Genomic DNA, 14,611 nt, shown 5'->3' with positions numbered 1-14,611 from the left:
ATTTATTTTTTCGAGATTAGAACTTCACGTTCACGTTTAAACCATAGCTCTTGCGAGATGGTAAAGAGCCATATTCCAGACCGAGACCAGAGGTATTGTAACTGGAGTCTGGGTCGATGTTAGGAATATTCTTCCAAATAATGAATGGGTTACGAGCCACGAAGGATACGGTCAAGCCCTTGACATACTTGCCCAGGATGCTCTCTGGGAAGGTATAGCCGAAAGTAATCTCACGACACTTCACGTAAGAGTTGTCGTAAACGAAGGCACTCTGCACGCCATTTGCCACATGCTTCCAGTAATCCTCAGGGTTCACGGCGATGTCGTTCTTACGATAAGTACCATCGCCATTGTCGATGACACCCTCTACGACAAATCCCTTGCAGTTACCTGTTTCACGCCATGCGGCAAGGTCCATACCCGAAGCCTTGCGAGCCTCCTCGGAAGTGTACCACTCCTCACGGCCTGCCAATGTTCCCTTTGCCTTACCTGTCTGGTATGCGGAACGCATGGACATAGAGTAGATGTCGGCACCTACCTTAACATCGAATGCAGCAGAGAGGCGGAAGTTCTTGTAGCTGAAGGTTGAGTAGAAACCACCTGTCCAGTCCCAAGTAGAGTTGCCGATGGTCTTGATTTTCTGGTCAACCTTTGGAAGACCAGTAGCTGCATCGACAACCACCTGACCCTTGTCGTTGTAGAGGAAGTCGTGTCCACGGATGGCTCCATAATTCTCTCCTACCTTGGCACCAACAGAAACACCGGACCAGTATGCCTTCGCCAACTCGAAGTAGTCCATGCCATTGGTGAGCGACTTCACCTTGTTGGTATTCTTCGAGAAGTTGACACCCAAGTCCCAAGCGAAGTCCTTGATCTGCAAGGCACGGGCATTGAGGGCAATCTCAATACCCTGATTCTGAATCTCACCGGCATTGATGAGGCGGTAAGCATAGCCAGAGGTGGTGGTTGAAGCCAAGCTCAAAATCTGATCCTTGGAGTTCTGGTTGTAATAGGTGGCATCCAAACCCAAGCGTCCGTTGAAGAACTTCATCTCCAAGCCTACCTCGTAAGAATCTGTCATAGTAGGCTTCAAATCCTTGTTTGGCTGTGTTGAGTTGGCTATCATACCGATGGTATAACCCGAGTAGCTGTACTTGCCCGTGGTATAGTTGAGTGCCAACAGGTATGGATCGGTATCGCTACCTACCTTTGCCCAAGATGCGCGAATCTTACCGTAATTGATAAACTTCTTGTTCTTGATAAACTCGGAGAAAACCAAGCTACCAGATACAGAAGGATATATATATGTATTATTGCCCGAAGGGAGCGTAGAAGACTTATCTCCACGGATGGTTCCCTCCAGATAGTAAGTATGTTTGTAGCCGAGGCTCGCACTGGCATAGAGGGAAGAAATCTGCTTCTTATACATGCTCTCACGAGTATTCTGCTCCTGATAGTTCATGATGTTCTGTATTCCATTCATCTGCTGGTTGAGACCGACGTTGGTAGTGGTCTTGTTGTTCACCTTGAAGATGTTACCACCAGCGGTAGCATTGACATCGAAGTCGCCCCATGAGTTGTTGTAGAGGGCGAGTATCTCGGCGTTGAGTGTGCGGTTGTTGAAGATTTGGTCGGTAAGCTTTCCGGCAGGAGTACCTGGAGTTGTCTTGGCGATGAAGTCCTCGAAGTTCATGCTGTTGATGTCGGTACCGATGGTACCCTGCAACTTGAGGTGGTTGTCGATGTTCCAGATAGCCTTACCCGTAAAACGGAACACGTCCTTGTCGGATGTATTGCTGTTCTTATAGAGATCCCAGTATGGGTTCTTGTTATACTGGTCGTTACCATTCCAGTTGGAATAGTTGCCGTCGGCATCCTCATAGTGCTTCAACCAGGCCTGGTCGTAGGTACCCGCCAGAGTCATGAGGTTCTTACCCACGTTGCTCTGGGAGTCACCAAGGGCAGGACGGTTCTTCACCTTCTCACGAGTATAGTTGGCGGTGAAGTCGAAGTCAACAGGACCTGCGGAGGTATTAACACGGAGGTTGAAGTTGTCACGACTCATATTGGTGTTAGGCAGGATGTCCTTGTTGCGCATATCGGTAACAGAGAAACGCATACCCGTCTTACTGGAATTAACAGAGAGGATGGCAGAGTTTTGGGTGGTGAAACCTGTGCGGAAGAAATCGGAGGCGTTGTTAGGGTGCATCAAGAATGGACGCTCCTCACCATCAAAATACTTGAACATGAAATCATCGGCCTTAGGTCCCCAACTGGTATTGGTACCAGAGGTGCTGGATGCAGGCAGCTCGCCATTGTAACCAGCGCCATATATCTCCTGGATGTCGTCCCACTTAGCCAACTGGGTATCGACAGTGTAAGAACCATTGTACTCCACGGAAATCTTATCCTTCTCCGCCTTCTTGGTCGTAATCAAGATAACACCGTGGGAAGCACGGCTACCATAAAGGGCAGAGGCAGCAGGACCTTTCAATACGGTCATCGTCTCGATATCATCAGGGTTGATGGCAGAGATTCCATCACCCAGATCATAACCGCCACTTTCACCAGCACTGCCAAAGTTTGTATTATCCAAAGGCACACCATCCACCACGTAGAGAGGCTGGTTGTTGCCTGCCATTTCTGTATTACCACGAAGGAGCACGCGGGTAGAACCAGAAGCACCGCCAGCGGTGTTCTGCACAACGAGACCAGCCACCTTGCCTGAAAGAGAGTTGATGACGTTGGTTTCCTTCGCCTTGGTGAGTTCCTCACCCTTCACTTCCTCCAAGCCATAGCCCAGGGCCTTGCGGTCTCGCTTGATACCAAGGGCGGTGACAACTACCTCATTCAAGACCTTACCATCCTCTTGCATCTGTATTTTCATGCCATTAGCAGCTTTCACGGTCATCGTCTTGTAACCGATGTAGCTCACTTCGAGCGTTACTCCAGGCTTGCAATTCAGCGTAAAGTTACCATCCAGATCGGTAACGGCACCGTTGGTTGTACCAGCCACCTTCACGCTTGCACCAATCAAGGTTTCGCCAGTAGCATCCACTACTGTACCCTTGATACCTTGGTTCTGCTGAACGCTCATAGCAGCATTGTTCATCTGGGCAGCGAGGATGGCAGAAGTTGGCATCCACATCAAACCTGCACCGAGCATGCCGAGAAACATGGTTTTCTTTCTCATAATAGATATTTTGTTTTTAGTTTAACATTATTCTTTCCCAAAGATTCCTTCGAGAATCCAAGGAGCATTCACCTTCATACTCTTGAAACGGTCGAAGATGCCATACTTCTCAGAGCCGTTGCCGAAGTGGTTGTTGTCCCAAACGAAAGTAGAGAAGCCTCGTTTGCGAGCCTCTGTAGTCAAGAACTTACAGTAGTAGGTCATGTTTTCATGCACTTTCACTGAGTTTGACTTATAGTGGTCGGTTACTCCCCATTCTCCTATTACGATACCCAGTCCTTTATTACTCCAGGTATTCATTACCTTATCGAAGAAATCCGTCATCGTCTTCTCGTTTTCAGCAGGTATCTTGCCAACATCCTTGTAGGCATCACCCCAGTAATCGTAGGCGCAATCGCCGGCATAGCTCCATGGCTGATAGTAGTGGAATTCCACACTCATATAGTTGTTGCCATTGCCTTCGGCATCCTTCGGAATGATGAATCCTCCATTCTCGATGCCAAACCAAGGGTTGCAAACGTAAGTCTGTAAGATAAGGTGGCGCTTGGCATTGTTGCCACCTGTGGCACGAACCATATCCACGAATATCTGATTGTAAGCATTCTGCACTTCGAGGTTCTCGGCTGTAGGCTTGCTCCAGTTGTCCCTGACGTGAACCTCATTGGTACCGGCGAAAGCCAAGCGGCTGTCATAATTGGCAAACTCAGAGGCGATATTCATCCAGAGGAGCGCAAGCTTTTGGCAGTTTTCATCCTTATATTGATAGGTAGGACGACCTTCGAGCCATTTTTCATGATGTGCATTGATGATAACCTTGAGGTCATTATCCAGACACCAACCCACTACCTCCTTGATACGAGCAATCCAAGCCTTGTCGATGCTCATCGCCTGCGCATTGGTAATGTGGCACTGCCAACGGATTGGAATCCGGATGGCATTGAAACCTGCCTTCTTCACGGCCTGTATCATCTTTTTGGTGACAACGGGATTGCCCCAAGCTGTCTCTGCATGGATGGAACCGTTAGGGTTGCCAATCTGCATCGACTCTCCATCCTGTCCAGGAGCTGAGCACTCGAATTCATTGCCGAGATTCCAACCGACTACATCTTTGTTCCATTGCTTGGCGGTAGGAATCGATTCGCTTGTATCAGGCGTATCCACCACCGAAGGACTAGCACTGCAAGAAAATACAGTAAACATACTTACAAATAGCAAGCAGATTTTCAAAAGGTTCCTTTTCATTATTAAGTTTATTGTTATTTATGCTTAATTGTTTATCTATTGCGAGTTATTGTTTGAACTTAGCTGCAAAAATATAGAAAAGAGGAAAAAACTAGGTTAGAATGCAAACAAAAAAGGTTTCAAATCTAACTTATCGCCAGGTTCGAAACCTTACATTTGTATATAACTAACTGTATATCAGATAGTAGTAACTTTACTTTCTTTACCAATAATTTACACTGTTCATTTTAGTCATACTTACTAGGTGACACCCCGAAATGCTTCTTGAAGATTGTACTAAAGTACTTTACGTTTACAAATCCTGTCTTCACAGAGACATCCAAGACGCTATCGCCTTGCTTCAGATACTGGGCTGCCTGCTCCAAACGGATGAGTCGTATGAAGTCTTGCGGTCCTTGTCCCGTCAGAGTCTTCAACCTGCCATAGAAGAGGGTGCGGCTCATCGCCATCTCCCGACAAAGGCGGTCGATGGTGAAGTCGGTGTCGCTCAGGTTATCGAGGACGAGACGGGTTGCTTTCTCAACGAAAGCTTGGTCCATCGGATCCACTCCCAGTTCTTGTTCATCGGAAGATTTATTCTTTTCATCGGAAGCGGATGGCACGGAAGGTTCGCTTGGCAACAGGCTCTTTTGAGACGATTGCCCAGAGTCTTCTCCTCTGACGATGGCGAGACTTCGCTCCATATAGTATTGACTCAGACGACAACGGTTCTTCAACATGCTCGCTATCTTGCTGGCAAGAATGGCAGAGTCGAATGGCTTCGCAATGTAATCGTCTGCTCCAAGATATAGACCTTCTATCATGAAGTCGCGCCCTGCCTTCGCTGTTAGGAGGATGACAGGCAGCCAACTGGTCTCCTTGTTTTCCTTGATGCTACGGCAGAGTTCGTCGCCCTGCATACCCGGCATCATCACATCCGATACTACGATGTCACACTCACCATTCTCTGACAGATACTTCAAGGCAGCCTCACCACTCTCCACATCCACCACATGGTATTGGTCGGCGAAAGCCATACGGATGTATTGACGGAGGTCTTCGTTATCATCGACAAAAAGGAGCGTGTCCTTAAGTGATTCTTCTGATTTTATTTTTTCATCAGTAGACATAGAGTTATCGGAAGTTTCTGGCAAACTTGATGGCTTGAAAGAAACGGAAACATCAACATATCCGTTATCAGGCAATACAACCAAGAAAGCAGATCCCTTCCCTTCCTCGCTCTCGAACGTTAACTTTCCTCCCAGTTTCTGCACGAGCTGGCGAGTGAGCATCAAGCCCAAGCCACTGCCCATCTCCTGAGAGTTGACAGCATTGGAGGCACGAAAGAAACTCTGGAAGATATGCTTGGCCTCGGTTTTCGGGATACCAATGCCGGTATCGCTTACCTGGATGCTGACTTGCTTACCAACCTCATCAATCGAAGCTGAGATGGTGATGGTTCCACCCACCTTCGTATATTTTATAGCATTGGAGAGCAGATTCTCGAATATCAGATCCATCATAGAAAGATCGGTAGAGAAGGTATGCTGTCCACAGGTTGCCAACCGAAGATTGAGATGTTTCTCCTGGGCAGACATCTGGAACTTATCCACCTGCTGACGCAAGAGAACAGACAGCTCCACTTTCTGCATGTGGACTTGTGTCCTCACTACGGCTATTTTCTGGAAATCAAGCAACTCGGAGACCATCCTCAGAAGCTTGTCGCCATTACACAGTGCCATCTCCAAGAACTTTCGGCTCTTATCGCCCAGTGTAGTATCTTTCGCCAAGTCGGCAAGAGGAGCCAGCACAAGACTCAAAGGGGTACGGATATTATGGGCGGTATTCACAAAGAAGTTGATCTTATCATCGTAGTACTTGCGATGCAAACGCTCTCTGTAGTAATCCCATCCGAAATAGACTATAACACCTAAGATACAGAGATAGGCAATCCATGCCCACCAAGAGTTCCACCATGGTTGAGCGATATGAATGCGCAAGGTGGATTCTCCCAATATGCGTCCGTTACTCCTACCTATTGCCTTGACATGCAGGGTGTAACTGCCAGGAGGCAAATTGGCGAAACGAGCCTGCTGGTAGGCAGAAGGCACACTCCACTGATGGTCATACCCCGCCAGGTAATACTGATATTGGATGTCGTGCTGATACGGATAGTTGATGCTCTCGAAATGTACGATGAGGGTTTTCTCATCATGAGAGAAACTCATCTTTCCTTCTTGCAACATCTCGAAGAGTTCTGCATGCCAATCTTCCAGTTGGTCAGCCTCATCGAAAGTCTTTCCTTCCACCTCAACACCCGTGATATGAAGAGGAGCCTTGTAGTTCAATCCCCTGGCAAACTTGGATGCTAAGACCACAGCTCCTTCACTGCTTCCGAATATCATTCGCCCGTCTTGCGTTCGGACCACAGCCATACGCTTGTACTCCCGCTCCAATCCCTTGAAGAAGTTGAGATTGGTCACCTTTCCATGATCGATGAAAGCCAGTCCCTTGTCGGTACTCATCCACACCTTGCCAATGGGAGTCTTGACCAAGGCATAGACGGTGTTGGAAGGCAAAGACTGCGAGATGGTATAGTTCTTAACCTGGTGCTTCTGCCAATCGTAGAGGTACAAGCCTCCTCCATCGGTGGCTATCCAGATATGCCGTGCATCCTGAAAATCCATCGCATTGACAAAGAAATTATAATCGACTGACGGAAATTCCGACGGATAGAAGAATCGACTGACACGAAGGCTTCTCTTGTCGATACGATAACATCCATGGGTCGTTCCCACCGCAATAATCTTCTTATCAGGAGACTCCACGATACTCTGAACTTCATTGATTGGCAAGTAGTTAACGGAGTTATCCACATTTCCATTCTTTTCTAATGATGATGGGATATGTACCAAGTCTCCATCCAAACAACCTATCCACAAGCCTCCTTCGCTATCCTTGAAAATGCTATACACATAGTCGGTCTTTAACTTGCCATTCGACACAGAGTAAGCCCGACTACTGCTTCCATCGGCATGAACCTGAAAGATGCCATCACCATAGGTTCCCACCAAGACCTTGCCATCGGCAGTCTGACAAAGGGTAAGCGCCACCTTATTATATAGGGAATGATGCCACAGATGGGTTTGCTCGTCATAGATGCTCACCCCCTTGTCGGTAGCATACCATATTTTGCTATTGCGACCCTGTGCATCCACGCTCTGCATAACATCGTTCACACCATTATTGATAAGCGACTGGCTGTTGAGATTCTCATGGCGCACAAACTCCAAGGTATGCTCCATAGGAATAGCCATATCCACACCTCCTGAATAGGAGCCCATCCAAAGGTCGCCAAGATGGTCCTTGCAAAGGGTATAGACGCCATTGCCATGCAATACATTTTCCGGTCTACCATCCGTATTCAAAAGTAGATTCGTCTTACAAGTCTTCTTGTCGTAGGCATAGACACCTGCTCCATCCACCGCCATCAAGATGGTGGCTGCATCGTAGGGGATAATGGAACGAACAGGGATGAGCGGAATATCTGATAAGGATGAGAATTGCGTGAGAGAAGACAATGGCTTCCATGTTCTGTCATCGAGCAAGAGAATGCCACGATGGAAAGTTCCCAACCATATCTGATGAGCCTTCACGTCGTGATAAGACGAAAGCACGGAATACCCTCGCAAGAGCAATCGAGGCTGGGCTGCATTTTGTGAATAGGCGAAGACTCCCGAAGGAGAACCTATCAATAATTTTTTGCCGAAGAATCGGATATGATTGACATATGTGTTCTTCAGAATGTATTTTCCTTTGTTCGGCGAACTATACGCTGTTTTGTCTTTGCTACCAGCAATAGATAGAGGAGCCATCATATACACGCCCCTATCTAACGCCATCCAAAAGCATCCCTTGTTATCAACCAACAAGTCATTGAGCACCACACTTCCTCCAAGTACATTCATCAGATTGACCTGGAGTTGGAATGTGTCTTTCACCTTATTATATATATAGATCTTTCCTTTATTATCATAGGCATAGATATGCTGTTGGCTATCCTTAGTCAACTTGATGTTTCTACCACTGGCATCACTAAACTGCATATCCGTAGCCAAGGTATAGTTCCGTACCTGTTGACCATTGTACCTGTCAACGCCTCGCTTGGTACTGATCCACATAGCACCATCCTCAGCCTCAACTATCGAATACACACGGGCACTGGAGAGCCCATTGTCCGTATTGAGATTCGACAACATCAGCATATTGCGGGTCAAATGTTCCTGAGCATGGAGCTGCGAACACAGCACCATGCACAAGAGCCACAGGAAATCAACCTGTAATCTTAGAAAATATGATAAGCCTTTATTTTTCATTTATCGGTCCAATGTATTAATTTCTTCCAGTCCCTTGGTTTGCTTCTTCGGCGTTATGCCGAGTCCCTTCAAGCTCTCCGCCCTGCGCATCACGTTACCGCTTCCATCGTAAAGCTGCTACCTTGTCTTATCGAAGGTCCTGGAAAGACGGGTTATCAGATCGTCGATGCCCAGGGAGAAGCCGATGGCAAGCCCTATAACGATTCCTATTACTTTTTTATATTGAAGTTGTCTTGACTTTTTATTTTGTTAAAATTGAGAGGATTTCTTATCTTTGTATTAGCAAACCAAGCCTCAAAATCCTCTCATGTACAAAGTACTATACAAAGATACAATAAAAATGAAATTCTACCTCATTTATCAGTTGCAAAACGTGGATATATTTGCCAAAGTAGACTGTAAGAGGTAACTCCATACATTCTTTATAAGCTTAAGACTGGTTGTCAATAGTATATGCTTCCAGTTTTATCGTTCTTCACAGCACAGGTTCTTCATTGCAAAACCGTATACGGACATTTTCGCATGCACTTTTGTTTGACAACGTACAGTTTTTGGGTGAGGAGTTCTCGGAACGCTTCTTCTTTTACTCCTTGATGAAAAGATGTTTTGGTTTGAATTATGTGAATTATAGTGGAGAAGAACTGGAAAAGACTCTAGGGAAGGGAATGCCAGATTATTATCTGAGATATCGAAATAGGGTATTCGTATTTGGATGTAAGGATGTTCAGATGGCTGCAAAAATGAAATTAAGTGGTGATTATGAGACGATAAAAAACAATTTTTGAGAAGTATGTCACAAATTCCAAGGGGCATGCGAAAGGGGGTGTCAGTTGGCAAATATGATTGGTAAAAAGATGGTTCTTCCGTTAAATGCGTAGACGCCTATCATGCAGTGCATATAGTCTTAATTTGAAGTTTTCTTCATTTCAGAACCCATATATCTGTCTTTTCAAAACCTTTATTTTGTTGTTAATTCCTTCTATTGTTCCGTATGTTATATAATGGTCATACCATGCTAATATGTATGTCTTGTATGCTCTAATAGTTGACGCCATTTTCATTAATGGCTGTATTTTGGATTCTATAGCTTGCTTTACCCATTCATCCAACACAGCTTTAGCCTTTTGCTTACTACACTAATTCCATATTTCCTTAAGATCTTCTTTGAGATAATAGGCAATCATTAACGGACGGTTTAGTCTTAGGGCATTCTCCAGTCTATTTCTGTGTTCATGATCAAAGATATCATTTCCATTTCTGAGCAACAACCAACGTGTTCCTTTGATTACTTTACGCTTGTTGACGTCCTTTTCCACATGCCATAACTGTCTTCTTAGCAAGTCCAGCTTTTCGTTCATAAGCTTGGTTACATGAAAGTGGTCTACTACAAGTGCTGCATTGGGAAGATGCTCACTTACAGCTCTTGTATATGCTGCAGAAAGGTCTGTACATACTGCTTGTATATGCTCTTTGTCTTTGCCGAGCCGTTCCCAGAAACCATCAAGAGCATTCTTCCCATTACCATCACCGACATAAACAATATGACCATTATCCAAATCTACAACTATTGTCTTGTATACATGCCCCTTATGAGTGGCAAACTCATCAATGGAAATACGCCTTAATGTGGAAAGATCTGGGTTGGAGTAATTCGACTGCAGATACTCCATCTGTATATTACGCACTACATCCCAAGATACCTGAAGAAACCATGATATGTCCTGGATTGTAGCAAAGCCAGACAGCCCAAGCACCATATTTGCAAAGGCTTTTGTGTGGCGACGTTTCCCTTTCGCAAAGTCGATGTTTTCTTGTTTGATACAGCCGCAGTCCTGACATTGAACACGATGTACACGCATGTCTATATAGGTCTTGCTCAGACCTATAGGAACACTTACAAAGCGACGAATATGACTGCCGTTACGATTAATATTATGACTTCCACATACAGGACAACAAAGTTTTTCCTTTGGAGTTCTAAAACTAAGTTATTACCTTCGTAGCGCAGATTCTGACAATCTTGTTGGGAGATGCCTAAGGCGTTTTGCATTATGCTGGTATTCATGTTCTTGGAGTTTGGTCACTACAAAGATACATAATTCCAGCTTTTTATATATAACTAATCAGAGATATCTATCCATTTAACGAAAGAACCTATTTTCAGTCTGATGGCAAGGGCTTGCTAAGAAATGATAACGGCACAGTCTTCAAGCCAAACGACCGCTATCCGCTGACAAAGGACGTGTTTCGCTTGTACTATACCTCGCTGTCATCTGACCGCCAGACGATTGATGTATATGTGGAGGATAGTTTTGGTAAGGTGCAGCAGCTGACCTTTAGTTTCAACAACGAGCGAGAAGAGAGCAAGGATAAGCCTGCATCTTCTCGCCACTAAGACCATAATGGATGCGAACGATAAATTCTTTCATTTTACTTTGTGTCTTCTGCCTGTTCTGCCAGCCGACCCTTGCCCAGTGCAGGGTGCGGCTGGCAGACTTGCCACCTTTTGAGCGTGCAGTAGTTGTTGTAAAATACTTTGAGGGACTGCACGGCTGGAAGAATTATCCGTATGTTGGATATGGGCATCAGCTACAACCAGGAGAGCATTTTACGGCGGATATGACAGAGCGGCAGGCGGACTCTCTGCTCCGTGCAGACCTTTGGAAATGCTTTGAACACTTCAAAGGGTATAGGAAAGATGCGTTACTGCTGACCTTGCTTGCCTACAATGTGGGCGCAGGGCGACTGCTTGGATATGGCAAGCATCCCAAAAGTAGGCTGCTACGAAAGATAGAGGCAGGAGATAGGAACTTTTATTGGGAGTATGTTTCGTTTTGCCGATACAAGGGAAAAGTTTTGAGTGGATTGGTTAAACGGAGACAGGTAGAATATGCCCTATTTTTCAATCTTTAAGATTGATGTTGAAAAAGAAGGGAAAATGGACACTTTTTCATAAAAAAACCTATACCTTTGCAAGAAAACCTCATGGAAAGAATATTACCCTATGAAATTAGCTACAAATGCTTAGAAAAATGGAGATTTGTTGAAAATGGATTTTTATGGAGTCTTCTTCTATGTCCTTTTTTAACAGTACTATTACAAGAACAATATAATGAGTTTGTTGTAAGATGTATAAACATATTATCAATAATCAATTATATATCTATAATAGGATACGCACTGCTTTATATAATTGTAGAGATTTTAATGCAGCCAATGACTGCAAGCAGTAGAAGAAAAGGGTTTATTGATAATTCTTTAGGAACTAAGTTTTTAGATCAGCCAGTTACTAATTACTATGATAATGATTCCATTAAAGTTGGAACATATAAAATGTTAGTAAACTGTTTTGAAAATTGTTTTTTCACTTTTAGCCTAGTTAAGGCTACACTATCAATAAAAATTTCTAAAAACGTAATAATCGCATTGATTCTTATTTTCTTTACATATTATGGAATCAAGAATTTAGATGTGACAATACCTATATTACAACTTTTTCTTTCATTCTTCTTTTTAATGGACTTAGCATATCATGTTATCTTTTATTTTAAACTACGCTCACTATTTGAAAGATTTAAATCTATTTTTTCAAAAAAGTTATCCAAAAAGGAAACACTTGAGCAAGCATTCTATATGGTTCTTGAGTATGAATCAGCTTTAGCCTATAATAAATCATCTATCAGTAACTCAAAGTATAAGGAGATGAACGAAAAATTGACAAATAATTGGGCAGAAATAAAAAGAAATTACAACATTTCATAATGAAATATACTGTAGAAAACGTCTTGCAAGGCCATCCTGATAAGATTTGTGATCAAATAAGCGATGCGTTATTAGATGAATGCCTTAAATTAAACAAATATGCTCACACTGCAATAGAATGCCTTGGTACTGGTCATAATGTTGTTGTAGGTGGAGAGATTGACGGAATTGAAGATTTAGAATTAGATGTAGTGAAAATTGTAAATGATCTGTATCACTCTATTGGATATGAAGAATTCCTTTCCGTTCAAAATTTATTAAGATGCCAATCAAGTCAACTTAAAATGGGCCTCATTAAAGATGGTGCTGGTGACCAAGGTATTATGTATGGATATGCTGTCAATAATAAATATAACTATTTACCTTATGGTGTATATTTATCAAGTTTAATAGCAAAAGAAATTGATAAGTATAGACATAATTCCAACTATCTATTACCTGATGGAAAAATTCAAATAATAGTAAATGATAATAGGCTAGAAAAATTATCAGTTAATATTCAACATAAGGGTAAAGTCGATAAATGTTTTATGGAAAATGATATTGTGGACAATGTTTTGAGTAAATTTATTGACCCATCTGAAACAGAAATTAATATAAATCAAAACTCAAATTTTCTACAAGGTGGCTTTTTGAATGATACTGGACTAACTGGACGAAAAATCATAGTCGATACTTATGGAGGAATAGCTCCTCATGGCGGAGGAGCCTTTTCTGGCAAAGACCCAACTAAGATGGATCGAACAGCTGCATATATGGCACGTTTTGTTGCCAAAAACATTGTTGCTAACGGATTTGCAAATGAATGTACAATTTCAGTAGCGTACGCTTTTGGTGAAGGAAGGCCAATTATGTTGCAAGTTGTAACTGAGAAAAGAGATAATCATAAAATGCTGACTCAGCTAATAAATGAGAGATTTGACTTTAGACCAGAAGCTATAATAGAGCGTTTAGGATTAAGACAGTTTTCATTTTTACCTACATCTCGTTATGGTCACTTTTCAAATTCTGATTATCCATGGGAACAAGTCTATACATTATAGAAAACATCTATAATCCTGCGACTTTCTTTTGCTTCTTTTCTTTGGTCGACTGCTTGTTCTAAGAAAAAGAAAAGAAGCCACGCAAACCGAAAATTTGCGTGGCTTTTGGTTTTATTTAGAAGGATATTTTTGCACTTTCGTTATTCTGTCTATTCGTTTGTTGGGATGTCTGTCAAACGCCCAATTCACCACCTCATCGGGCAAGGTACTGTGAATGCTTCCACCTATGACTAGCCCACAATTTTGCAGGATTTTTTCCCGTGCGTCTTCCTTGCTCTCTGCAACCACATCAAATACTCCATCGAAGATGTATTGCGTCCGAACTCTGTAAACTTTCTTCTTCATAATCTTAAAATTCAACCTTTAATAATCTGTATTCCTTTGGCTCTCCATTGGACAGTCTGCGGTGTTTGAGCCAAAAGTGATGTGCGCCATAACCGTATGCAAAGAACTTGTCAAGTTCTGTTTCTTTGGCTATTTTGTTGATAGCCGACCTTAACTCTTCTTTGTTGTCGGATAGGGTTATTGCGTTGATAACCCTAATGAGAATATGCGGTATCTCATCTGCATAGTTATAGATGATGTTTTCTATCTCTGTTTTCATATCTCTGATAATTTAATGGCTCATACTTTATGCTGTTGCTTTCATTCTTCGGCTTATAAGACCTCGATTAGCATTCACAAGGTTTACTATCTGCTCATGGTATTCTGTGTTCTTGTTGCATACCCCACGACTTTGTACCACTTCCAAAGTTTGTAATGATACTTCAATGGTTTCTATTCGCTTGTCTTCAATGGTAGCCGAGAGGATAAGGGAGCCCTCCTTGAGGTAATAGGCGTTGGAAAATACGCAATGGTGCATTGATACACCTTCTTCCAAATGTTCTTGCACGCTCTCCAATACGTGGACTTGGATAGTGCCGTCCGTGAAACAGATACCGAAAAATTTGGATTTTAGTTCCTTGAAACGTTTTTCGTCTTCCATTGCCTTCTTTTGCTTCTGTCTTATCTCCACC

9 protein-coding genes and 2 pseudogenes are annotated in these 14,611 nt (G+C 43.3%); 4 read left to right on the top strand and 7 right to left on the bottom strand.

Annotated elements, in window-relative coordinates:
* Positions 1-16 precede the first annotated feature (16 nt).
* The 4 genes and pseudogenes from HMPREF9969_RS04440 to HMPREF9969_RS12500 form a co-directional block, all read right to left on the bottom strand.
* The gene (locus HMPREF9969_RS04440; RefSeq protein ID WP_036895023.1) at positions 17-3,193 is read right to left on the bottom strand and encodes a SusC/RagA family TonB-linked outer membrane protein; all 3,177 of its coding nucleotides are present in this window, start codon (positions 3,191-3,193) and stop codon (positions 17-19) included.
* A 27-nt stretch (positions 3,194-3,220) separates the two neighbouring features.
* Positions 3,221-4,435 (bottom strand): glycoside hydrolase family 5 protein, encoded by a 1,215-nt coding sequence (locus HMPREF9969_RS04435; RefSeq protein ID WP_009434668.1) that lies wholly within the window; start codon positions 4,433-4,435, stop codon positions 3,221-3,223.
* 227 nt (positions 4,436-4,662) lie between these two features.
* Positions 4,663-8,679 carry a hybrid sensor histidine kinase/response regulator transcription factor gene (locus tag HMPREF9969_RS04430; RefSeq protein WP_009434651.1) on the bottom strand — a complete coding sequence of 1,339 codons (4,017 nt, stop codon included), beginning with the start codon at positions 8,677-8,679 and terminating at the stop codon, positions 4,663-4,665.
* 1,037 nt (positions 8,680-9,716) lie between these two features.
* Positions 9,717-10,721 (bottom strand): annotated as a pseudogene (locus HMPREF9969_RS12500) (ISL3 family transposase).
* A gap of 224 nt (positions 10,722-10,945) precedes the next feature.
* Here HMPREF9969_RS12500 and HMPREF9969_RS04410 point away from each other — a divergent pair.
* The 4 genes and pseudogenes from HMPREF9969_RS04410 to metK form a co-directional block, all read left to right on the top strand.
* Positions 10,946-11,185, top strand: a pseudogene (locus tag HMPREF9969_RS04410) (TraQ conjugal transfer family protein); the annotation flags it as partial.
* Positions 11,186-11,196: 11 nt separating this feature from the next.
* Positions 11,197-11,703: a glycoside hydrolase family protein gene (locus HMPREF9969_RS04405; protein WP_009434652.1), complete on the top strand. Its 507-nt coding sequence runs from the start codon at positions 11,197-11,199 to the stop codon at positions 11,701-11,703.
* A gap of 72 nt (positions 11,704-11,775) precedes the next feature.
* Entirely contained in the window at positions 11,776-12,552 is a 777-nt protein-coding gene (locus HMPREF9969_RS04400; RefSeq protein ID WP_009434643.1) for a hypothetical protein, read from the top strand.
* On the top strand, positions 12,552-13,595 hold the full coding sequence (gene metK / locus HMPREF9969_RS04395; RefSeq protein ID WP_009434646.1) for a methionine adenosyltransferase: 1,044 nt from the start codon (positions 12,552-12,554) through the stop codon (positions 13,593-13,595). Before HMPREF9969_RS04400 ends, metK begins: the two co-directional genes overlap by 1 nt.
* A gap of 111 nt (positions 13,596-13,706) precedes the next feature.
* On the opposite strand, the gene HMPREF9969_RS04390 is transcribed toward metK, so the two are convergent.
* From HMPREF9969_RS04390 to HMPREF9969_RS04380, 3 genes are all read right to left on the bottom strand, one after another.
* Positions 13,707-13,940: a hypothetical protein gene (locus HMPREF9969_RS04390; protein ID WP_036895019.1), complete on the bottom strand. Its 234-nt coding sequence runs from the start codon at positions 13,938-13,940 to the stop codon at positions 13,707-13,709.
* 4 nt (positions 13,941-13,944) lie between these two features.
* Complete coding sequence (locus tag HMPREF9969_RS04385; RefSeq protein WP_009434656.1) at positions 13,945-14,199, bottom strand: hypothetical protein; 255 nt, start codon at positions 14,197-14,199, stop codon at positions 13,945-13,947.
* Between the two features lie 27 nt (positions 14,200-14,226).
* The coding region (locus tag HMPREF9969_RS04380) for a PcfJ domain-containing protein (protein ID WP_036895016.1) at positions 14,227-14,611 on the bottom strand (385 nt) is incomplete at its 5' end.

It is taken from the genome of Prevotella sp. oral taxon 306 str. F0472, from assembly GCF_000257925.1.
GTDB lineage: Bacteria > Bacteroidota > Bacteroidia > Bacteroidales > Bacteroidaceae > Prevotella > Prevotella vespertina.
This window is presented reverse-complemented; position numbering and strand designations above follow the sequence as displayed.

Coding starts and splice junctions, on each gene's coding strand:
- HMPREF9969_RS04440 (WP_036895023.1), bottom strand. CDS start 3,193: ATGAGAAAGAAAACCATGTTTCTCGGCATGCTCGGTGCAGGTTTGATG.
- HMPREF9969_RS04435 (WP_009434668.1), bottom strand. CDS start 4,435: ATGAAAAGGAACCTTTTGAAAATCTGCTTGCTATTTGTAAGTATGTTT.
- HMPREF9969_RS04430 (WP_009434651.1), bottom strand. CDS start 8,679: ATGCTGATGTTGTCGAATCTCAATACGGACAATGGGCTCTCCAGTGCC.
- HMPREF9969_RS04405 (WP_009434652.1), top strand. CDS start 11,197: ATGCGAACGATAAATTCTTTCATTTTACTTTGTGTCTTCTGCCTGTTC.
- HMPREF9969_RS04400 (WP_009434643.1), top strand. CDS start 11,776: ATGGAAAGAATATTACCCTATGAAATTAGCTACAAATGCTTAGAAAAA.
- metK (WP_009434646.1), top strand. CDS start 12,552: ATGAAATATACTGTAGAAAACGTCTTGCAAGGCCATCCTGATAAGATT.
- HMPREF9969_RS04390 (WP_036895019.1), bottom strand. CDS start 13,940: ATGAAGAAGAAAGTTTACAGAGTTCGGACGCAATACATCTTCGATGGA.
- HMPREF9969_RS04385 (WP_009434656.1), bottom strand. CDS start 14,199: ATGAAAACAGAGATAGAAAACATCATCTATAACTATGCAGATGAGATA.